We start from the raw sequence: 22,242 nt of genomic DNA on the forward strand, positions 1-22,242 counted from the left end.
TTAATTGGCTTGCTGGTGTTTGTTAATTGTACTAAACTTTCAAACTACTCATCAACGCCCATGATAATTTAGCTTTTGTTGTGGCGTCGTTGTTTCTATCTTTTAATTCTTTCCAAATAGTCGTACCCATTCACTGGTAGTCATTTGTCTAAGAGAAATTTCTTTCTTTGATTTATCTATTATTGATTTCTGCTTCTCCAAGTCAAATAAGAATTTATCATGTATTTCATTCTCGACTTTGACTAATCCTTCGTTGTCAAAATATGCATCAATTCTGTGTCTTAAAATACTATCTACAATCACTTTCTCAGTGTATTTAATCAGTCTGTGTTCACTGAAATAAAATTTCTCATTTTTTGTTCTGTTTTGTTTTGCATAAAAGAATTCATTTTCAGTTGATAAAATCAAAGAGTCAGAATAAACAATATTAGAATAAAAGCCTCCAACGTGTTTTTCAAAAAACATCCATTTCTTCTTCGTTAATTCTCCATCTTCGTGTAGTCTTTGATACTCTGGATTATTGTCAATATCATTTGCAATCTTGTCAATTTTAGAAACTAGTAAAGAATCTGATTCCTGTGCAATCAAATTTATAGATAATGCAAATCCAAAAATTAATAAGATCAAATGCTTCATGTTAGTCTATTTTCAATGCGCCACAACGGTAAGTATATGCAAAGTAGGCGATTGCGGGCTTCAAGCTTATCAAACCGTTGAGAAGTTGAAGCGGGCTACAACCCTTGAATTTACTACTGTCACGCCTATTTTGTATATACATTGTTGTGTGCTGGCCTTTATTGTTTCTAATCAATTTATTTCTACAATTGCTCCTTTATCAGGGCTTAATTTCATTAAATAATAATCAAAGATTGCACAATTTTCCTGTCTAAATTTAATCTCTGTTGGTATTTCTCTTTCGTCAACAGGCAAGTTTGTGTCAAATCGGTATTTTACTGTGTCTAATTTGTTCTCAATTATAATAGACTTATCTACAACAATATCCCAACCTTGATTTTCCAACCAACAAATCCAAACTCCATCTCCAAGTTCTGTTATTTTACTAATATCAAGTTTTACAAAATTCGTATCAGGAACCTTATCATAATCACCTGCGATAACATATCGTAAGGTATCTTTTGTCAGAACGGTCACGCAATTGTCTTTGTCCAATGAATAGAATTTAATCTTGCTGCCTCTTGAGCAAGAAAAGGAAATCATTAGAATTAAAAATCCTATAATGATTTTAAGCTTGGTTCTTTTTTTAGTCATGTGATTCATTAAACTTAGCGGTCAAATTAACGGTATCAATCTTTGCTGAATATGCATCCCTTTTGAAATCATTTTGAAAAATGTATCCAGAATCTGTCTTTGCCCAAACAGCTTTTAAATCACCATGGTCTAAAAACATATCTTGTTGCACATAGTCAGTAACAAAAACTCTTGGATTGAAATATTTTGAACTTCTTATACTATGGGTCAAGTCCGACATTTGTTTTTCACTCAACTTTATTTCATAAATAATCGCGAAGTCCTGCCACATATCTTGGTATTCATCTTTAAGTATCTCCACATTCTTAGGAATCTCAATATCAAGTGTCTTTGAAAATCTCTTTTGACTTGAAGTGCGATAATTACATTGAGTCAACAGCATAATCGCCAAGCAAATTAGTAAGTATTTAGATTTCAATTTTATCATAATCATTTAGTTCGTAGTTGTCGGTCTGCGTGGCTTGCACACAACGGTCTTGCTAAGTTTCGTGGGCGATTTAAAGTAATTTCCTTATCAATGCGCTAAGTAAGCAAGCCGATTAAATTTACTTATTTATATTTTGAGCAAGACAAATTTACAAGGCTTGCTGGTGTTTCTTAAATGTACTAAACTTTCAAACTGCTCATCAACGCCCATGACAATTTAGCTTTTGTTAGGCATTGTAGCATTGTCAAATAGTTTATTTAATGATTGATTCAAAACATGATATATTATCTATACAATAATAATCATCTGAACCAGCTGTAATAATAAATTTTATCAATTGATTATATTCAAAACCGTTTTCAGTTTTTGTAATTATTGCATATAATATTTCGTTCGATTCAAGTTCAATTTTTAAATTCATATACCATTCAATTGTCCCAGTTTCATACTTGCATATTTTACCTTTCTGAATTGTTTCAAGAAATAGTTTGATATTATCAGGGTTTTCAATTGCAAAATCAGAATATTCATTAAAATTATCATTAGGATCATAAATACTACTAATTGTCACTTTTTTAATTTCAAGTGTGCTCAAGTTCATAATGTTTTCTGCATTCTTCTTGCTGATTTGAAAACCAACTCCACCAATCGAAATCAATAATCCTAATATTATGATTGGTATACCTATTTTATGATGAAATGAATACCCACGATAAAATTTGTACATCATTAAGCCAAATCCTGCAATAAATAATCCAATAAATATTACCATTTCTCAATTATATGGTTTAGTGAAAAATCGCTTCCGCTATTATGCCTAACGGTCTTGCTAAGTTTCGTGGGCGATTAAAAGAGTAATCTTATCAAACCGCCAAGTAAGCAAGCCGAGTGAAATTGTTTATATTTTGAACAAACCAATTTTAATTGGCTTGTTGGTGTTTCTTAATTGAACTAAACTTTCAAACGACTCATCAACGCCCATGATAATTTAGCTTTTGTTATGCGCTGGCAATACTAATTTCTTAAATATTCATCTCTGTTATTCTATAAGAAACTAAAAAATAATGAGGTGAAGATGATAGAATTCTTTCTGTATATTTCTCATTTTCTTCCAACACTACAGCTCCACAGAACGTCTGAAATCCATTCCTTTCCCATGAAGAAGCATATATTAACAAGGGTATCTTTTTATCGAGTTTCCATTTCGTTTTTGAATAATTTCTTAGGTTAAAATATTGTTCTTCATTAGTTAATTTAAATGATTGAATATTTTTTAGATCAACACTATATGTCTTTATATTAAGTGAGAATTTATTGTCATCCTCCCTTGTAAATATTTTAATCTCATCAATGTAGTCTACAAAGTATTTTTCGTTGTCTTCTTTGTAATAGGTGTATTCGTTGTCGCCTGCAAAGATGGTATCTGTAGCTAACAATTTAAAGTCTGCATATTCATCAATTGTTATAGCTAAGTTGTATTTTTTATCAAACTTTCCTAGGCGAAATTTATTAATTCTTATTCCAGCAACTTCTAGAGCCTGAATTAGATCGAGATTAGATGTGTTTTCTGAATTATATACACTGTAGTCATCTTCTTTTTCTAATTGACATCTTTTATCATTCTCATATACCTGAGATATTCCATTAATTGCCGTCAATATTATTAAAATAAAAAGTAATGTTGATTTTTTCATAAGTTAGAATTAAAATAATATTATAGTTTTCAAAATAATTGCCCAAGGTGCTTGCGCATAACGGTCTTGCTAAGTTGCGTGGGCGATTTCAAAGAGTAATCTTATCAATGCGCCAAGTAAGCAAACCGATTAAATTTCCTATATATTTTTGAACAAACCAATTTTAATTGGCTTGCTGGTGTTTCTTAATTGTACTAAACTTTCGAACTGCTTATCAGCGCCCATGAAATTTAGCTTTTGTTACCTGCTGGCTTTTTGGGCTTATCATGAACATTGATTAAAATAGATTGACATATCCCAACGATCCAATACATCGGGAATCTAAAATAGGTGTATAGTAAATTAAATCCATCTACTATTTCAAACTCATTAGAAACTCGAACAATCTCAATTTTCATTGAAATCATAGGCAAGATTATTCCAAAGGCTAATCCGATTATTAAACACCCTAATTTTCTATTAAATCTCTTATACCAATAAACGGCATTTAGAATCCCTAGAACTCCCAAAACTATACAATCAAAATAGCCTATAAACATGTTTTAATTACTTGTCTTTATTAATTCATTAATTGTCAATTCTAATTCTAAAGTTTTTTTCGTCTTATTCTCAATATGTACTAATGTAATTAGGACTTTGTCATTCTTAATTTCATCAATGCTAACTATTTCAGTTGAGTATAAATTTTTAATCTTAAAAAGCGATTGTTTAGGTAGTTCATCAAATTCAGAAACTGCAAAATAAATATCATTTGTAATCTCTCCACTATTAAAACCAGCGCTTCCTGATTCATTCGCGTAACTAAACAATCGAATCATTAAATCCTCAGTTTTAAACTCTCGGAGAAGTTCTATTCTATTAAAAATATCAACGATCTCTTCATTGGATATTGAATCAATCTGTATTCTATTTTGAGAAGAACAAGATATGCTTAATAAGAATCCAAATATTACTAAAATCCGTTTCATTATTTAACTCCTATATTCATTATGGTACCGCAGTTTTTTTTTAAAGCTTGCAGGTAACGTATGTGTAAAGTGCAATGCACTTTATATCACTTATCTGTCGTCTACTGTAAGTTATTGTTATTCTTCGTGTTATCCATAATATTTAGGTCTAAAGGATTTTTTGTTTTTGCAAGAGATGTTTCGCTTCTTCAATTGTAAATTCCAATTGTTTTATTCGAATACTGCATTACAATTCTCTTATTCCAATTACTGAATGCTAAAGGTAAAATTAATAATCGTTTTACTGTGCTGTTTTTTAACAATATGAAGTAGGGCAGGCCGGTTTTTGTGAATGGGAAACTGTAATTTACTTCATTAAAAAACCACTCCATTCGGAGTGGTTTGCAAACACATATCAATATTAATTAAAGTTCTTCGGCGAGAGTTTCTTCTGTCTTTTTAGATCTACTGTCGATCAGTTTGCTATTGATTTCGATTAGCTTGTTCACTTTTAAAGAAAGTGCTTTGTAGGCTGCTTCGCCATTTAGTACTGCATTGGCATCGAGGTATTTTAGTGCTTTTCGGTAGCTCTCGGAGCATAGTGTGCGGTAATCGCGCATTTTTATTTCGGGAGCATTGGCATCCAGTTCCAATCTTTCCATGTGTTGGTCTTCGAATTGGATATTGAATTTGTTTAGCTCGTTGGCCCATGGGGTAAGATGCAAGCTACTAAGTGCGCTGGAGTATTGTTCTTCATTTTTCCAGTTCGAACAAATTTTTGTAACAATTGTACTCTCTTTTTGATAGTTATCCGATGGGATATTGTCTCCGTAAATATAGATAGAGGATAACAGCAGGTCAGCAGCTTCTTTTTGTTCCAGATTAAAATGCCTTGTATAACCTTTTAATACGTCTAAAATACCATATAGAGCGTTGTCTCTTTGTCCATCCAACTCTTGTACGTTGGCAGTGAGTTTATTGCCAAGTTCAGGTTTGTAAAAATCCTGCATTGCTGTAAAATTGGCAAACAGTTCGTCGTATTGTTCTTTGACTTTTTAAAGTTCAGAGTTTTCTTTGGCTAGAATACTTAAAAAATTCTTAATGAATTGAATAAACTCAGCATTTTGTAGGCTGTGAACGTTAATAATTGAATACATAAAATAAAGATTTAAATGTTTATAGATTTTTTTAATTTAAGTACTGAATTTATTTATAAAAATTAACAATAAAAAATAATATTATTTAGGTTGCGAATTGTTAATGCTCTGCTAGTTATTGAAATGTGGCGTATTTATTGGTTCTTGGTTGTATTATGTATGTTTTTATTACTGTGCAATTTTAAATGGTTTTAAATAAGATAAGGGGAGTAGGATAGTGTTTTATGCTGATTATAATTAGTTAGTGATCGGTCGCTATCTTCTTGTTTGGGGAAAACTTCAAATTGAAAAAAAATGCCCTTCCCGAACAGGGGAAAGTTTCGATTTGAAAAAAGAGGCCTTTCCCGAACAGGGGAAAGCTTCGATTTGAAAAAAGAGGCCTTTCCCGAACAGGGGAAAGCTTCGATTTGAAAAAAGAGACCTTTCCCGAACAGGGGAAAGCTTCAAATTGAAAAAAGAGGCCTTTCGCGAACAGGGGAAAGCTCCGATTTGAAAAAAGAGACCTTTCCCCAAGTGGGGAGGCTTCAAATTGAAAAAAGAGGCCTTTCGCGAACAGGGGAAAGCTCCGATTTGAAAAAAGAGACCTTTCCCCAAGTGGGGAGGCTTTACATTTGAATTTTTGGGCTTATCCCCGAAAGGGGGAGATTGGAATTTGAAAATTGCCGGCAATGAAGAGTATGGGGAGAGGTGATTTTTTTGAGGTCGATTTTACTTTAGTTCTTCCATTGAGTTCTCCATTTCAATTAGTCAGGGTAGGGCAAGGTGAAATAAAATATGGAGCCAACACCTTCTTCGCTTTCTACCCATATTGTACCACCTAGCATTTCAACATACGATTTGGTAATTGATAAGCCCAGTCCTACACCCTGACGAGCCATTTTATCTTCAATATCTGCTTGAATAAATCGATCAAAAATTGCTACTGTGCGGTCATTCGGAATGCCAAATCCGGTGTCTTTCACGTAAAATTCAAGTTTGTCAGCCTTTTTAAGGTAACCAAGTTCAATTGATCCTTTTTTGGTATATTTTATAGCATTTTTAACAAGGTTTGTTAGTATTGCAAAAACTTTTTCGCGGTCGGTTTTAATAATCGCTTCTTTTGTGGGTAATGCAGTATTGTAGGTAAGCTTTAATCCTTTGTTTTTAGCTTCGAGCTTAAAGAATGAATAGATGAATTTGATTTGTTCGTTTACATTCGATTCTTCGATATCGATTTCCATTAGACCCGCTTCAATTTTTGAAATATCTATAATATCATTGATGATATTCAACATACGGTTTCCGCTATCCTCAATAATGTTGATGTATTTTTTTTGCTTGCCAACAGGAAGATCTGGTGTTTTAAGCAGATCGGCAAAACCCAGTATTCCATTCATTGGAGTACGTATTTCGTGGCTCATATTGGCGAGGAAAGCAGATTTAAGGCGATCACTTTCTTCGGCACGCTCTTTTGCAATTACTATTTCTTGTTCAGCTTTTTTTCTTACCGTAATATCCGATAAGGAGCCAGCCATACGAATGGGTTTTCCATTTTTGTCGCGAACAGATTCTCCTCTAACGAGTAACCAGACAAAATCGCCGTTTTTCTTTTTCATTCTGAATTCAACTTTATAAGGCAGTTTCTTTTCAAAATGATCGGTAAGTCTTTCCATAACCAGATCAGAATCATCAGGATGTGTCCATTTTTTCCAGTTAGAGATTCGTGCTTCCACTTCGCTGGGTTTATAACCTAAAATTTCATACAAACGATCTGACCACCAATATTCATCGCTTTCCAGGTTATCCCAATCCCATATTGCATCATTCGAACCCTCTACTGCTAATGCAAATCGGTCTTTACTTTTTTGCAGCAATTGAATCGATTCTGTTTCATTGCTGATATCATGAGAGTTATAGAAAACATAGCTTGTTCCATCCTCTGAATTAAATATTGGTGTATAGGATGTTTTGGAGTGGTAGGTTTTTCCATTAATAGGGAAGCTTTCCGTGTGAGTTCCTTTTTCGCGGGTTTCAATCGCTTTTTGATAGTAATTAAGGGTGTAATCGAATATCTCCTGATCAAGAAATAGAATATCACAAAGTAATTCTTTTAAACTTTTCCCAACCAATTCTTTTTCTGTGACCTGTAATCCAATTTGATTTATTTTTTTTAGGTATGCTTTATTTACGGCAACAATTTTGAAGTTTTTGTTCCCCTCATTTTTCGATAAGAGTTGCAAATCTTGTGTGTTGTTAAAAACAGCAGATAAATAATTCTGACTGTCTCTTAATTTGTGTTCTGTAAGATTGAGTTCGGTTTTGTCTGTATGAGTTCCTACAATCCTAATGGCTTTTCCTTCGTTATTAAAAATTGCTTTTGCTAGTGAAAGGATATCAACCCAATGTCCTTCTTTATGCTTCATTCTAAATTCTAAAACAAAACGGTCTGTTTCCTTCGAGATCAATTTCTGTTGCATTGCCCAAGATTTTTGAACGTCATCGGGATTTGTCATTTTTTCCCAAACAGAAAAATCATTTGGCAGTTCATTGTCTTCATACCCGAGCATTTTTTTCCATCCCGGAGAATAATAGATGTCGTTGGTTTCAAGATTCCAATCAAATACTCCATCATTCGAGGCGTCCATTGCAAGGGTAAACCTTTCTTCGCTTTGTTTTGCTTGTTCTATGGCTTCAATCAGTTCTTGTGCTACTAGTTTGCGTTCCGTTATCTCTGTAAAAGCAATCGCTACCTGTTTGTCACCAGTCTTCCAGGCATTAATGTTATAGTACTTATCGAGTTCTTTACCGTAATTCTCATAATTTGCAGGGATTCCGGTTTTTTCAACCTTTTCATATGTTTTTAACCAATGATCTTCAACAACTCCAAAAATATCTTTTGCTCGTTTGCCTACCAATTCAGAACTTTTCTTGTTTACCAATTTTTCAAATGCCGGGTTTACTTGTCGGTAATAGTAATCAACTGCATTATTGTTCTTGTCATAGATCAATTCAATAACTTGGAACATTATATCCATAGAATCAAAAACACCTGGGTCGTTTTTTTTGATCTTCTCTAGCTCATCTTTGATTTCCGGTTTGTTTGATTTCATAATTACGTCTTAAATTTCAACGTTCTACAATTTCGATTTGAAAATTCAATTGGTATTCGCGTTTGCGGATTTACTAAGCTCTGGGGCTATTAATAACAATTGCTATGGAAATTGCCAAGGAGCATATCTTCTCAATTTACATTTATTATAGCAATACATGAACATAGTCACATAAATTAAGAACCGTTTTAAATAGAACCGAAGCGAAGGGTATTAGGTTTACAAATGGAATTTTTATAGATGCATTGGATAATTATTTTAGCCATAAGTTTATGGCTGGTCCTTGTGAGTTGTGTGCTTTACTTCAATGCTCATCTCGCTTGAAATTTCGTCGGCGGCTTCACTAATGAACCGACCTTCTCCCGAAAGAAGTTCGATGTTTTCATTGGGCAAAACGGCTAATAATTTATAAACTACATTGATTTCATTTCTGGCGATAGAAAGAACAGCCATTCCTGTTGTTTGGCGTACCCGAATAATTTGAAGATGCTTAATTGGGGCGATGCTTTCCCATTTTCCCGATTGATAAGCAAACAGACCGATGTATTTTTTGATCCGTGTCTTTTTTGGATCGATTAAGATGCCTGTTCGAATAAAAAGTAACGGAATGGACAAAGGAATAGCGACTAGGCCAGCAAATTCAGACATAATTGCTGCCAGTATACCTAACAGCAATAAAATAACACCCAGCATAAAGAAGTTGGGAGGCAGTTTTCCTGTTGTGTATTTTAAGATCATGGGGTAAGGGTTAATTACTATGAAAAGGTAATTAATCTATATTGAATCATCACATCCTAAAATGTGAATTTTTTTAATATTCCGGTACGCTGTACCTTTCGATATTGCTTGTGCTAATTATCAACAAATATTACGCAAGTCTGTTGCTTGATTGGGAAGGTACGGAGTACCCAAATATTTGTAGTAAGCTTGGTATTAGTGCTGAAATAGGTGCAGCGCACCGTAATATTATTCTGATTACCTTGAGAAAATGACCAATCTTTTATTAATCATCACATCAGAAAATGCAATTCTTTTTTTTTACCAAGTCGCAAAATCGATGCTTTGAATTTTAGCATTCTTAGGTTTGAGGTTTTGTCTTCAAGCCAGACGGGCTCTTCCTTTTATTCATAAATAAATTCAAATTAAGGCATTCATGATTTTCAATGCTCCTTAGATGAGAAAAGTAAGCAAAAGAATCATTGACAACGTCCTAAATCACCCGTTATCAGTTCGATGGCTAAACTACCGAACTTGTGAAATCATGAATTCCTATTTATGAAATTTATATATGAATAAAAGAACTCGCTACGCTCAGACAGCTTTTTGTTTTTAACGCCATCGACACTAAACGGGTCCCGATCTCCGGACTCCATGTCAAAGCTCCGTGTTTTGACTTTTGATTCTTTAATCATCATCGTGACTATAAATGTAGCATGTTAACTACGCACCTAAAATGAATAGTAAGCAACAGAGTTGCGAAGTCTTTGTAGGTTAATTTTGTACGATAGTGAATTAGGTACAGAGTACCGAAGCTCTTTAAATTTTAGCATTCTTAGGTTTGATGTTTTGTCTTCAAGCCAGACGGGCTCTTACTTTTATTCATAAATAAATTCAAATTAAGGCATTCATGATTTTCAATGCTCCTTAGATGAGAAAAGTAAGCAAAAGAATCAAGCCTCTCGAATGCTGCACGGCTTTCTATGGTTAATGAGTACTCCGAATAACGCCCGATCGGCAACGCTTGCTCTGAAAATATCACTTTTTAATAAAAAACAATTTTTATCTAAATCAATGCAGCCAATAAAACAAAAAGAACTCGCTTTGCTCACACAGCTTTTTGTTCTTAACGCCATCTTCACTAAGCGGGTCCCGATCTCCGGACTCAATGTCAAATTCCCCATAATTAGCTATGCACAAAAAAGTAGAGCCCAAAAGTTGAATACTTCGCAGCGCTTTTACGATTGTTTTCAAAAGGGAACAGATTGCCACAGTCGCTATACTCCTTCGCAATGACAATTTGTGAATATTGTTGTTTTTTCTCTGTGTTCCTCAGTGAACTCTGTGGTGACTTTTTTATCGTTGCCATAAAATAATCAGAGTCTATTGTTGGTGGCTTCGGTGCGCTGCACCTTTTTAAATTTTGATGATTTATTTCTACAAATACCACGGTACTACGTACCTAAAATGAATCGTAAGCAACAGAGTAGCGTAGTTTTTGTAGGTTAATTTTGTACGATGGTGAAAATAGGTGCAGAGCACCAAAATATTTGTAGTAAGCTTGGTATTAGTACCAAAGCAGGTGCAGGGCACCCTAATATTACTCTGATTAAGTTGAGAAAATAATCAATCTGTTATCAATCATCACATCTGCAAATTCAAATTCTTTTTTAATCCACTCGATGGTATTTGCATGATAAATAAACACGTGGGTTGGATCATTTTTGTAGTACCAGTTCGTAAATTCGATGCTTTTGTCGTAAATGTGCGTCATGCAATACAACTTCCCTTGGGGCTTTAGCAATTTTTTAAGCAATGTAAATTCCTTGTGGGGATCAAAGAAATGCTCGATCACCTCGCAGGAGGCAATGTAATCGTATTTTTCGTTCAGCAATTCAGGGTAGTTGTGAAAGTAAGGATCGTATTGGGCAATGGAAAAACCGTGATCATTCAGTACTTTGGAGACAACAGGACCTGTGCCTGCACCAAAATCCAAGCCTTTGTCATTTGCGTTAAAATCATGCAAAATGGCCTCGGTAATAGGGGAGACAAACTTCTGATATCCTTTGTCCTCAACATCATTATTGTGTTGCTCGTAATGTGCTATTTCGAGCTGGCTGGTTGGTCTTGAATTAATAGGTAAGAAAATGCCAAAACATGCATCACATTGATAATAACTGTTGTGCTTATCTGTATGAAAAAGCTTCGCTGTGCTATTACAAAGAGGACATTGTTGAGGCATATTTATGAATTGTTGGTTTTATGTTTCCGAATGCATTTTAAATAAAGGCCTTCTACTTTTTCGCGGGCCCAAGGTGTTTTCCGAAGGAATTTTAAACTCGATTTGATTGAAGGATCGCTGGTGAAGCAGTTTATTTTAATCATGCTGCCCAGTTCTTCCCATCCGTAATACGAAACCAGAAGTTCCAATACATCGGCTAACTTAACGCCGTGCAATGGATTATTTTTTTGTTCTCTGTCGGTAAGATTATTCTCGTCTGATTCCATTTTACTATTTGCTAATTTCTAATTATTCTTTACTTCTTTTACCCCTATCCTGAAAGCTTTCGAGGTGGGATGGGAGGTTAATAACTGCTATTTACAAAATAAGCAAGCCATTTTCCCGCAATTGGTTAACTGGTTTCGAATACCAAAACAACTCAAAATCATCAAACTGATTCTCAAAATCAGCTTTTAAATCAGCCAAGCTAAGGAGGTTTTCTTCCTTAACGGATATTTTTTTCAACACTTCTAAAAACCAATCTCCTTTTTCTTTTTCAAGAGATACTTCAAAGCTAGCTGTTTTTTCATGAAAGGTCATCTTGTAAAGTTCCCAAGTTCTGCCTTTTTTCGATTTCGAGCTGGTCAATACTTCTGGTGTGCCTCCCAACCAAATTACATGGGACGAATCCTTAGGTATTGTGTAAGCTACAGTCTCCAAACAGTTCTGAATAAAATTGTGTTTGATAGTGGTTTTCGGAATTCTAAATCCAGATGGCACATCATCGAACCATTCCTGCAAAGGAATTTCGAAGCCAACACCGTGCATGAAATTGTAGAGCGATTTTTTCAATCCGTAGCTAAACAGATCGTGATCGATACCCGTTTTGTCGGTAAATTGAATATCGTTATTGGCAAAGGTGATCGCTTTGTATTCAGGCGTAATGCCATAAGCTTCCGGATTTAAACCAACCGGACTGTGGGCCGTAAGTGCAAACTGATGCCAAAATGCCGACTGCACAATGCCAATTTCGAATATTTGTCGAACAACTTCCAAACTGTCGATGGTTTCTTGTACCGTTTCAGATGGAAATCCATACATTAAATAGGCATGAACCATAATTCCTGTTTCGGTCAAATTACGAGTTACCTGAGCAACCTGTTGCAAGTTAACGCCCTTGTTAATCAGCTTTAGCATTCGATCCGAAGCAACTTCCAATCCGCCCGAAACGGCAATACAGCCCGATTCTTTTAGCAAGATGCAAAGGTCTTTGGTAAAGCTCTTTTCGAATCGAACATTAGTCCACCAGGTGATGCACAACTTCCGTTTTAGAATTTCAATGGCGAAAGCTTTCATCAATGCAGGAGGTGCCCCTTCATCAACAAAATGGAAGCCTTTTTCACCTGTTTGTGCCATAATTTCCTCAACCCGGTCTACCAGTAATTTGGCAGCAATGGGATCGAAAGTTTTAATATAGTCTAAAGAACCATCGCAAAAGGTGCATTTTCCCCAGTAGCAACCGTGAGCCATGGTTAGCTTGTTCCATCGTCCATCGCTCCACAAACTGTGCATGGGGTTGGCAATCTCGATTACCGAAATGTATTTGTCAAGCAAAAGATCCGAATAATCGGGAGTACCCAATTCATGCTGTTTGTAATCGCATTGGGTAGCGGTATTGATGTATTGCACTTCGCCGTTTTCCCGAACATAGGTTCGTTTAAATGCTGGTGTTTCGTTGGCCGGATGTAATACATGATTCGCCAGAAGTTCCAACGGTAATTCACCGTCGTCCAATGTAATGAAGTCCACGAAATCAAATACTCTTGGCTCAGTCAGACTTCTTAATTCGGTATTGGGAAATCCTCCACCCATAACAATTTTAATGGCAGGATATTCTTTTTTAATGAACTGGGCACAACGAAAAGCACTGTATAAATTGCCTGGGAATGGAACCGAAAAGCAAACCAGTTTAGGCTGATTCAATTCAATTTGTTTGGCCAGAATGTTTGTGCTCATCTGATCGATATGAGTGGGCTCTTTTTGCAAATGCTCATACAACTCATCAAAAGAGTAAGCGCTTCGGCCCAATCTTTCGGCATATCGGCTAAAGCCAAAATTCTCATCTATGCATTCGCTAATAAAATCCGATAAATCTTCAAGAAAGAGCGTTGCCAAATGCTTTGCCTTATCCTGCATGCCCATCAAACCAAATGCCCAATCCAGATCTTCAACTTGTTCAAATCGGGAGGCTTCAGGAAGAAAATTATCACTGCAAATTTGTCGGGCCAGAGTTTGATTTTTCCCTTGCAGAAAAGAAACCACATCGTTAATTGCCAATAAATAATGCTCTCGCAGGGCATATATTCTTTGGGCATTCTCCGAAACAATATGATCCTGATCCAAAGCAATTTCGAAAAGTTCCGATAAACCTTCTTTGGAAAAAAGCGCCAGAATTACTTCAATACCCAAATCCATTTGAAAAGAGGAGGTGTTTTTCCCATTAAAAAAACCCTTTAAATAAGCCGTTGCCGGATAAGGAGTATTTAATTGAGTAAAAGGAGGAGTAACCAGAAGTAGGTCTTTCACGTGAATGTGTTTTAAAAATTCGTTGTTGGAATACTTGCTTTTACTACGGCAAGCTTCTATTTAATATCTTTTAGATCAATGTCCTTACTTTGAATAAGGTTTAATCTTATTTTCATCTTTTTCTGAATCACTTTAAAGTGATGCTCATCCTCTTCGGTAACAAAGGAAATGGCTTCTCCGGGTTCTTCTGCACGACCTGTTCGTCCAATTCGGTGGATGTAATCTTTAGGTGATCGAGGCAAGTCGTAGTTCACCACATAAGGCAAAAATTCGATATCGATACCTCTGGTTAATAAATCGGTAGTAACCAAAACACGCAACACACCGGTTTTAAACTTTCGTAGATTTTCAGTTCTGGCGCCCTGACTTTTCTTACTGTGCGTACTGGTCGCCTGAATGCCATTTTTACTTAGTTTGTAGGCAACCGCATCGGCTTTGTGTGCCGAAGAAACAAATACAAGCACTTGTTCTAAATCGTTGCGCTTAATTATATATCGAAGGAGTGGCCCTTTTTTCTCTTCTTCAACAGAATAGGCGATCTGATCGATTAAATCGAGCGTATTTTCTTCCGATTCAATTTTAATGACCATTGGGTCGTTCAAAAGAACCTGATTTACGTTGTTTACATCATCGCTTAAAGTAGCCGAGAACAAAAGATTCTGGCGTTTTTTAGGCAGAAGAGCAAATATGCGGTTCATCTCATCTTTAAATCCCAGATTTAGCATTTTATCTGCTTCATCCAACACCAATGCTTCAATTTCAGTCAGGTGAACTGCATTCGAATCGACCAATTCCAATAATCGACCCGGAGTGGCAACCAAAACATCCACATTGTTCATTGCCTTCATTTGCGGATTAATAGAAACTCCACCATGAACAGCCAAGCATTTAACTGGATCGGGAAGTGCATTTGAAAACTGTTGAAAGACTTCAAAAACCTGCATGGCCAATTCGCGTGTTGGCACCAATACCAATGTCTTGATGTATCTGTTTTTAGAAATACTTCCTCCCTGAAGGTTGGTTAGAATAGGCAAAACGTAGCTGGCTGTTTTTCCTGATCCTGTTTTGGCAATACCCAATACATCTTTTTTCTTAAGAATGGCTGGAATAGCTTCTGTTTGAATTGGATAGGCTTCGGTGTAGTTTTGATCGGCCAGAGCTTTTAGTAAAGATGAAGATAATCCTAAAGATGCAAACGACATATATTTTTGTTCTGATTATTATTACGGATTTGTTTCCGCCGACAAAGATAAGGGAAATAAAGCTCAACTACCTATTTCTTATCCCCAAACCCCTAAAGGGGCTTAAAAAAACCATAATAATAGTAAGTGCAAAGGCCACAAAAGTAGTACATGCCGAAACACAAAGAATTCAATTTTTTTCTCTGTTGTATTCCGTGTTCTCTGTGCTTGTGTTTTCAAGTTCTAAATTACTTGCTAAAAAGTCCCCTTTAGGGGATTTAGGGGTTTATTTGTTCAATGAACCAGGAGCTTTTCTGCGTGTTGTATTGTCATTTCTAGCAATTTCACCACAAAGTACACGAAGGGATATCACGAAGAAACACAAAGAGTCAATTTTTCCTCTGTGCAACTCAGTGCTCTCTGGGGTTAATATTTCCCTTTTATTTTTTTATTGCAGAACTAGCTTGCAGAGCCCATTCTACAGCTTTTTCTGCATGAATTGTGGTTGTGTCAAATGTAGGAATGTCTACATCGGCATCAGAAATCAGCAAAGGAATTTCGGTGCAACCCAAAATCACACCTTCGGCACCTCTGAGCTCTAAATTTTTGATGATATTCTTGTAGGTTTCTCTCGATTCATTTTTGAACTTGCCATGAACCAATTCCTGATAAATAATATTGTGAACCTGCTCTCTTTCTTCATCAGTTGGAGTGATTACTTCAATGCCAAAATGGTCTGCCAAATATCCTTTGTAGAAATCTTTTTCCATCGTGAATTTTGTACCCAATAAGGCAACTTTTTTGATGTTCTTATCTAGAATTGCCATTCCCGTAGCTTCTGCAATGTGCAAAAATGGTATGGAAATGCTTTTTATCATTGCCGGACTGCACAAATGCATGGTGTTGGTGCAAAGAACGACAATATCTGCTCCGGCACGTTCCAATTGCTGTGCGGCTTCTACCATCATATCATCCAGAGTATCCCATTCTTCTTCGTGTTGTAATGTTACAATTTTGTCAAAATCTACGGTAAGTAGAATGCTTTTGCAGGAGTGAAATCCGCCCAATAATTCTCTTACTTTTTTGTTGATCAGATCATAGTAAACAGCCGATGATTCCCAGCTCATTCCGCCAATTAGTCCAATTGTTTTCATTATTTATTCAATTAAGTAGTATGTGGTAAATATTTGAATAAAGATGCTGATTTTTATTTGCAATTTTTGCAAAGCATAACTGGATAAAGCGAATGCAGTATCAAAATATCAATTTCACTTTAAGGGGAAAAATAAAAAGAGTTGTATTTTATATTTCAACCGTTAAGATACTTGTTGACTAGTTCTAGCAATGTTTTTGCCTTAACTGGTTTGCTTAAATACTCATTACATCCCGAATCGATGGCATATTTCCTGTCCTGACCCGAAGTATAAGCAGTTTGGGCAATAATTACCACATTTTTGTTTTTTTCTCTTATTTTTAGGGTAGCATCATAACCATTAATATCGGGCAGACGAATATCCATTAAAATTACATCTATGGGTTGAGATAATGCAATTCGAATAGCATCAGTTCCATTGGCAGCATGAATTGTTTTAACGGATGTTTTCTTAAAAACCTCTTTTAAATATTGAGCATTTGGTATATCATCTTCTACAATAAGAATGGTTTTGCCACTAAAATTATAATCAGGTTTTGCGCCATTCGAATTTGATGTTTTGTAAACCGGAGCTTGATTTTGTGGCAGTGTAATTGTAAAAGTACTTCCTTTACCCAATTCCGATTCAAGATGAATTGTACCAGATAATGCATTTGTAAGGCCCTCGACAATCGATAAACCAAGTCCTGTTCCATTGTAAACACGATTTGTACCTTGCTCTACTTGTGCAAAGCGTTCAAAAATCTTTTTATGCTCTGTAGCTGGGATTCCAATTCCAGTATCTGAAACTTGTACTATTACACTCTTGAAATCATTAACTGTTATGCCTATTTTAATTTGCCCCTGATTTGTAAATTTTAAAGCATTACTGATTAGGTTTGTTATTATTTGCTTTACTATTTCTTTGTCGGTTGTAAAGGTTTTATTTTTAGAGGTAGAATTGGTTATTATTAATTTGATATTTTCCTTATCCTGACGTTTTTGTTCTTCAGTAAACAATGCTTGTATTTCCAATAAAAGCACATCTGTGTTGCATTCTTCAAAATTAAGAGGAATCTGTTTTGTCTCTATTTTTGAGATGTCAAGAATATCATTAATAATAGCAAGCAGATCATCACATCGTTGCATAATAATATTGGAATATTCTTCAATGCATTCTTTATCATTAAAACTATCTGGAAGGAATGAGGCAAATCCCATAATCGCATTCATTGGAGTTCTAATTTCATGACTCATGTTTTGTAAAAAAACAGATTTGAGACGATCGCTTTCAACGGCTTGTTCTTTAGCCATTAATAGGTCGTTATTTCGTTGCTGAAGAATTGCCTCATTTTTCAATATTATTTTTTGTGCCCGATTGCGATTTTTCATTTCTATTACTATTCTTCGATAGCCTAAGGCACTGAAAAATAGCACGACTAGATATGAGATTAAGTGGGTGATTATCACGCTTTTAATATTGGCTTGCACGATAGGTTTGTAATTACTCATAGGTATTGAAACACTTATTCCTCCACGAATATCTCCCAATTTATATCCTTGATGTGCATGACATTTTAAACAACTATTTTCAACATGCATGGGCAGCATTAGTCTCAAATAATTTTCATTGTCTAATTGTTCAATACTGCTGAATTCTGTTTTTCCTTCTTCGAATAATTGAAGAGCTTTTGTTTCCCATTCATCAGCTTTGTTCTCTGGTCTAATGGGATTTAAGCTGGTGATATGTCCTTTTTGACCGTATTGTTTTTCACCAATTTGAAAAACCAATCTTGCCATGTATGCTGGATTTACCAGAGTCAATTTTTTACCCGTTGTGGTTGTTACGTTTTGCTCTTCTAAGAAATTTAAATGCGGATTCGGTTGAATTGAATCAGTTATAGGAACATAAACACCGCCATGCATTGAGGCCCATCTGCGAAATACTAAATCTTTATTGTAGCTGCCTAAAGCTTCGACCTTAGCTAATTCATATGCAGTTTGATTTTCTTTGTGAATATTCCATGCCAAGGAACTACCGATTAGTAGGGTAATGGTGACGATAATTAAAATGAAAAAATTGGTGATGTACCTTATTTCTTTCCCCATATTATAGTTGTGAGCAATTGTTAAGTCAATAAAATTAAATGTGAATTGGTATTATAAATGTGCATTGTTTACGAGCTAAATATATAGAAGTTCTGTTGTTATTTTTGTTTTATAACAGTTTTTTATAATAGAAGAAATTTAGTATGCTGCTGAAAATTAGTTTGCGTAAAGGATTGAAGCGATTACCCCACAGCAGAGGCGGAATTTGTGGGGTGGGCGAGGAGTAGTCGCGGAAAGCCTGACCCGACTGAGAGATGGAATGCGGGCAAGGAAAGGAGGGATACGCCCTATTCATTGCGTAGGCTCCAAGCTTCGGGTTTAGCTGAAAACCATTGCTTAACCTCTTTCCAGTTGCCTTGAAAAAAATCGGAGCTTCGGTAAGTATTTAAATCATCTTCCGATTGCCAATGACTTACTGTGAAGAATACCGCTGGGTTTGATACATCCTGTAAAACCTCCAGATGAGAACAACCAGGAAAGGCGATAATATCATCTTTTTCACCCGATGTAAGATTTTTGAAATCTTGAATGTGTTGCGGCAGTATTTCCAGTTTTACAAATCTAATGATCATGAAATTTGATTCTAATATCGGAGTTTATTTCTAATTGTAATAGTTCTGCTAAATTGCCTTTGTTTATTGCAATTTCCAGCAATCCTGAAGAGTTGAAGAGTGCCAAAAAATCAGCTTCGGAAGTTTCGTGATAATTCAGGTTAATTTTTGTGATTCGATAATGATTGCTTTGCACCAAAATTTCGAATTCTCTTTCCTGACGGACAGATTCAAACAATTCTTTTGAAATATTTGTGGTTGCATTGCCATACGAATCAATATAAATTACTTGTCCGGTAATTGTTCCTTTCTGAATTAATGCGCGAATGGGAATCAAACGGAACAACTCTTTTTGGATAGATCCTAATTTCGAAAGTCGTTTGTGTTTAATGATATGAGATGCCGCTTTTGCAAATATATTTAGCTCGGGAAAAGTAAGAAAGTTATCTTCCTTTTCAATATTTTCTATGCGCACTATTTCTTCAGGTTCTCCTTTCGTTACCAAACTAAAAATACCATTGTCGGCACCAATAAAATAGTGATCCTTATATTTTACTGCAACATGCGGGTGTTGCGGAGTTTCTTCTGATTTAACGCCTATAATATGAATGCTTCCTTTGGGGAAATGGATAAAGGCATTTTTAATAATAAATGATGCCTGAGATATGTTGTAGTTGTCTACATTGTGACTCAGATCGACAATTTGTACTCCCGGACATATGGATAGCAATCGCCCCTTGAGTGCCCCCAGGTAGTAATCGCGGTGTTGCCAATCGGTAGTTAAACTTATTATTGCCATAACTGGATCTTATATTTAGAAGAGAAAGAAAATTTATTTAATTGATATTTTATTCAGATTTCTCTTTTGTACTGCTAAACAAATCGGAATTAATAATTAATTTGTAGACTCAAAAGTAATGAATATTGAACGGAATATATGATTGAAAAGAGCATATCTTTAGGGGTAATTGATCCTCTCGAATTTTATGGAATTAATAATTCAAAATTGGCAATCTTGAAGGAGATGTTTCCAAAGTTGAAAATAGTTGGAAGAGGCAATGAAATATTTGCCAATGGTGAAGAAAAAACGCTTGATTTATTTGAGAAGAAAGTGCACCTGTTGATTCAGCATTATAATCAATATAATGTTCTAACACTTTCCAACATTAAAAGAATTGTATTGGAAAACACGCCCGAGATTCAGGATCCTGATGATCCTAAAAGCGTGATTCTGTTTGGGAATAATGGGAAAATTATTCGCGCCCGTACGGCCAATCAAAAAAAGTTAGTTGAAAAGACGGCAAAGAACGATATGATTTTTGCTATTGGTCCGGCCGGATCGGGTAAAACCTATACTGCCATTGCTCTGGCTGTTAAAGCCCTGCGTAATTCTGAGGTTAAAAAGATCATTTTAAGCAGACCGGCAGTTGAGGCAGGGGAGAATCTGGGTTTCCTTCCCGGAGATTTAAAAGAGAAAATAGATCCTTATTTGCAACCCTTGTATGATGCTTTGCTGGATATGATTCCGCCACGTAAGCTGGTAGATTATCTGGAGGCTGAAATCATACAAATTGCTCCCTTGGCTTACATGCGTGGACGGACTTTGAACGAAGCATTTGTAATTTTAGATGAGGCACAAAACACAACAGTCAAGCAGTTGAAAATGTTCTTAACGCGGATGGGAACAAGTGGTAAATTCATGATTACAGGTGATATTACTCAAATTGATTTACCCAGAAAACAACAATCGGGATTGATTCAGGCCTTTCGAATTTTGAAGGACATAAAAGGAATTGCGATGGTTGAGTTCGATAAATCGGATATTATACGACACCGATTGGTGAAAGAAATTGTTTCTGCTTACGAATTGGAAGATGAAAGGCAGGAAAAAAAGAGAGAAAGCAAAGAACAGTAAAACGGTTATCGGTAAGCAGTTTTGTAAAAAGATAGTTGAGATGGATATAAATAGTTAGTAGTGCTTTTCTGCTTTTTTACTTTTATCTATCTTCGCACTAAATAAAGGCTAATTTTCAAACTGATGTTATATCGGTAACAGAACACAGCAAATGCCTTATAGTTTAAACCATTTTTATAAATTATTAGAATTTTTGGAGCAATGAAAGAAGCAATTGTTAAAACAGATTTTAATTTCCCGAATCAAAAGAATCTTTACGTAGGTAAGGTAAGAGACGTCTATAATATTAATGATGAGTATCTTGCTATGGTTGTTTCTGATCGTATTTCAGCTTTTGATGTTGTATTACCTGAAGGAATTCCTTTTAAGGGACAGGTATTGAATCAAATTGCCACCCGCTTTTTAGATGCAACAGCTGATATCGTTCCAAACTGGAAAATTGCAACTCCTGATCCAATGGTAACAGTTGGTCATTTGGCAGAACCATTTATGGTGGAGATGGTGATTAGAGGTTACTTAACCGGTCATGCCTGGAGAGAATATAAAGCAGGTAAACGTGTGCTTTGTGGCATGCCAATGCCCGAAGGGATGAAGGAAAATCAGAAATTCGAGAAACCAATCATTACGCCAACAACCAAGGCAATGGAAGGTCACGATGAAGATATTTCAAGAGAAGAAATTTTAAAACAAGGCATCGTATCTAAAGAAGATTACGAAATGCTTGAAAAATATACTCAGGCTTTATTTGCCAGAGGAACTGAGATTGCTGCCGAAAAAGGTCTTATTTTGGTTGATACAAAATATGAATTCGGTAAAAAAGACGGTGTGATCTATTTGATCGATGAAATTCATACTCCAGATTCATCGCGTTATTTTTATTCGGAAGGATATGCTGAGCGTTTGGCCAAGAATGAGCAGCAAAAGCAGCTATCGAAAGAGTTTGTTCGCGAATGGTTAATGGAGAATGGTTTTCAAGGTAAAGAAGGACAAAAAGTTCCTGAAATGACCGACGAAAAAGTGAATCAGATCTCTGAGCGTTATATCGAATTGTACGAGAAAATTATTGGCGAGAAGTTCGTAAAAGCAGATGCCAAAAGCGTTAATGCAAGAATTGAAAAAAATATTTCAGATTGTTTGAAATCTTTATAAGATAATTACCCCTAAATCCCCTAAAGGGGACTAAAAGGAAAGAAAAAATAAAACCGAAATCTGTAATGATTTCGGTTTTTTTAATGTGTTATATTTAT

At 35.5% G+C, this 22,242-nt stretch carries 20 protein-coding genes; 2 read left to right on the forward strand and 18 right to left on the reverse strand.

Features of this window, described 5'->3' with window-relative positions:
- Window positions 1–102: 102 nt before the first annotated feature.
- From ALGA_RS17995 to ALGA_RS18090, 18 genes are all read right to left on the reverse strand, one after another.
- Window positions 103–636 carry a hypothetical protein gene (locus tag ALGA_RS17995; RefSeq protein WP_096431564.1) on the reverse strand — a complete coding sequence of 178 codons (534 nt, stop codon included), beginning with the start codon at window positions 634–636 and terminating at the stop codon, window positions 103–105.
- Between the two features lie 171 nt (window positions 637–807).
- Window positions 808–1,269: a hypothetical protein gene (locus tag ALGA_RS18000; RefSeq protein ID WP_096431566.1), complete on the reverse strand. Its 462-nt coding sequence runs from the start codon at window positions 1,267–1,269 to the stop codon at window positions 808–810.
- Window positions 1,262–1,696, reverse strand: a complete 435-nt coding sequence (locus ALGA_RS18005; protein WP_145957669.1) for a hypothetical protein — start codon at window positions 1,694–1,696, stop codon at window positions 1,262–1,264. Before ALGA_RS18005 ends, ALGA_RS18000 begins: the two co-directional genes overlap by 8 nt.
- A gap of 253 nt (window positions 1,697–1,949) precedes the next feature.
- The gene (locus tag ALGA_RS18010; RefSeq protein WP_096431570.1) at window positions 1,950–2,468 is read right to left on the reverse strand and encodes a hypothetical protein; all 519 of its coding nucleotides are present in this window, start codon (window positions 2,466–2,468) and stop codon (window positions 1,950–1,952) included.
- Window positions 2,469–2,718: 250 nt separating this feature from the next.
- Window positions 2,719–3,390: a DUF5041 domain-containing protein gene (locus tag ALGA_RS18015; protein WP_096431572.1), complete on the reverse strand. Its 672-nt coding sequence runs from the start codon at window positions 3,388–3,390 to the stop codon at window positions 2,719–2,721.
- A 230-nt stretch (window positions 3,391–3,620) separates the two neighbouring features.
- Window positions 3,621–3,797 carry a hypothetical protein gene (locus tag ALGA_RS23025; RefSeq protein WP_153244860.1) on the reverse strand — a complete coding sequence of 59 codons (177 nt, stop codon included), beginning with the start codon at window positions 3,795–3,797 and terminating at the stop codon, window positions 3,621–3,623.
- Between the two features lie 135 nt (window positions 3,798–3,932).
- Window positions 3,933–4,358, reverse strand: a complete 426-nt coding sequence (locus ALGA_RS18025) for a hypothetical protein (RefSeq protein ID WP_096431576.1) — start codon at window positions 4,356–4,358, stop codon at window positions 3,933–3,935.
- Between the two features lie 404 nt (window positions 4,359–4,762).
- A complete protein-coding gene (locus ALGA_RS18035; RefSeq protein ID WP_096431580.1) occupies window positions 4,763–5,347 on the reverse strand; it encodes a DUF6261 family protein in 585 nt (194 codons plus the stop codon).
- Between the two features lie 890 nt (window positions 5,348–6,237).
- Window positions 6,238–8,583 (reverse strand): PAS domain-containing sensor histidine kinase, encoded by a 2,346-nt coding sequence (locus tag ALGA_RS18040; protein ID WP_096431582.1) that lies wholly within the window; start codon window positions 8,581–8,583, stop codon window positions 6,238–6,240.
- A 270-nt stretch (window positions 8,584–8,853) separates the two neighbouring features.
- Window positions 8,854–9,321 (reverse strand): hypothetical protein, encoded by a 468-nt coding sequence (locus ALGA_RS18045; protein WP_096431584.1) that lies wholly within the window; start codon window positions 9,319–9,321, stop codon window positions 8,854–8,856.
- A 1,588-nt stretch (window positions 9,322–10,909) separates the two neighbouring features.
- On the reverse strand, window positions 10,910–11,542 hold the full coding sequence (locus ALGA_RS18055) for a class I SAM-dependent methyltransferase (RefSeq protein WP_096431588.1): 633 nt from the start codon (window positions 11,540–11,542) through the stop codon (window positions 10,910–10,912).
- A 2-nt stretch (window positions 11,543–11,544) separates the two neighbouring features.
- Window positions 11,545–11,808, reverse strand: coding sequence for a VF530 family protein (locus ALGA_RS18060; RefSeq protein ID WP_096431590.1), 264 nt, complete (start codon window positions 11,806–11,808; stop codon window positions 11,545–11,547).
- Between the two features lie 91 nt (window positions 11,809–11,899).
- Window positions 11,900–14,107, reverse strand: a complete 2,208-nt coding sequence (locus tag ALGA_RS18065) for a B12-binding domain-containing radical SAM protein (RefSeq protein WP_096431592.1) — start codon at window positions 14,105–14,107, stop codon at window positions 11,900–11,902.
- 56 nt (window positions 14,108–14,163) lie between these two features.
- Window positions 14,164–15,309, reverse strand: a complete 1,146-nt coding sequence (locus tag ALGA_RS18070; RefSeq protein WP_096431594.1) for a DEAD/DEAH box helicase — start codon at window positions 15,307–15,309, stop codon at window positions 14,164–14,166.
- 419 nt (window positions 15,310–15,728) lie between these two features.
- Window positions 15,729–16,442 (reverse strand): aspartate/glutamate racemase family protein, encoded by a 714-nt coding sequence (locus tag ALGA_RS18075; RefSeq protein WP_096431596.1) that lies wholly within the window; start codon window positions 16,440–16,442, stop codon window positions 15,729–15,731.
- A 155-nt stretch (window positions 16,443–16,597) separates the two neighbouring features.
- Window positions 16,598–18,529 (reverse strand): ATP-binding protein, encoded by a 1,932-nt coding sequence (locus ALGA_RS18080; RefSeq protein WP_096431598.1) that lies wholly within the window; start codon window positions 18,527–18,529, stop codon window positions 16,598–16,600.
- Window positions 18,530–18,816: 287 nt separating this feature from the next.
- A complete protein-coding gene (locus ALGA_RS18085) occupies window positions 18,817–19,101 on the reverse strand; it encodes a putative quinol monooxygenase (protein ID WP_096431600.1) in 285 nt (94 codons plus the stop codon).
- Window positions 19,091–19,879, reverse strand: coding sequence for an SAM hydrolase/SAM-dependent halogenase family protein (locus ALGA_RS18090; protein WP_096431602.1), 789 nt, complete (start codon window positions 19,877–19,879; stop codon window positions 19,091–19,093). Before ALGA_RS18090 ends, ALGA_RS18085 begins: the two co-directional genes overlap by 11 nt.
- A gap of 138 nt (window positions 19,880–20,017) precedes the next feature.
- On the opposite strand from ALGA_RS18090, the gene ALGA_RS18095 reads away from it, so the two are divergent.
- Both ALGA_RS18095 and ALGA_RS18100 read left to right on the forward strand, forming a co-directional pair.
- A complete protein-coding gene (locus ALGA_RS18095; RefSeq protein ID WP_096431604.1) occupies window positions 20,018–20,995 on the forward strand; it encodes a PhoH family protein in 978 nt (325 codons plus the stop codon).
- A 201-nt stretch (window positions 20,996–21,196) separates the two neighbouring features.
- Complete coding sequence (locus ALGA_RS18100; RefSeq protein WP_096431606.1) at window positions 21,197–22,144, forward strand: phosphoribosylaminoimidazolesuccinocarboxamide synthase; 948 nt, start codon at window positions 21,197–21,199, stop codon at window positions 22,142–22,144.
- Window positions 22,145–22,242: the final 98 nt, after the last annotated feature.

Source organism: Labilibaculum antarcticum (assembly GCF_002356295.1).
In the GTDB taxonomy this organism is placed as follows: domain Bacteria; phylum Bacteroidota; class Bacteroidia; order Bacteroidales; family Marinifilaceae; genus Labilibaculum; species Labilibaculum antarcticum.